The 366-nt window shown below is 83.1% G+C and carries 1 pseudogene; it reads right to left on the bottom strand.

Annotated elements, in window-relative coordinates:
* A pseudogene (locus PUR53_RS33655) lies at positions 1 to 366 on the bottom strand (carboxyl transferase domain-containing protein); the annotation flags it as partial.

Below are 366 nucleotides of genomic sequence, written 5' to 3'. Positions count from 1 at the left end.
GCGCCGGGGGGGGCGGCGGGACGGGGGGGGGCCCCCCGCCTCGCAGGCGCCCGCCGTGCGTGGGGACGCCGCCGGGAACGCCGTCGGGTCCGCGTCCGGGGGGCGCCCTCGGGAGCCGGCGAAGCCGCTCTGGGCGGGGGGGAGGGCGAGCGAGAGGGCCGCGCCGGCGCCGAGGGTGGCGCTGCCGCCGCCGGTCGTCGGGTCGCGGAGGACCGCGTTCTGGGGCAGCCCGGCCTCCCGCGTCAGCGCCGTCTCGCCGGCTACGCGCGGGAGTTGGGTGAGGGCGCGCAGGCCGTCCGGCATACGGCTGACGCCCGTGGCGACCCGGGAGCCGAGCGGCAGCCGGTGGGCGCGGGCGTAGGTGTG

Source organism: Streptomyces sp. SP18BB07, from assembly GCF_036322545.1.
In the GTDB taxonomy this organism is placed as follows: domain Bacteria; phylum Actinomycetota; class Actinomycetes; order Streptomycetales; family Streptomycetaceae; genus Streptomyces; species Streptomyces deccanensis.
Note: the sequence above shows the minus strand (reverse complement) of the source record. Positions and strands in the feature narration are given on the sequence as shown.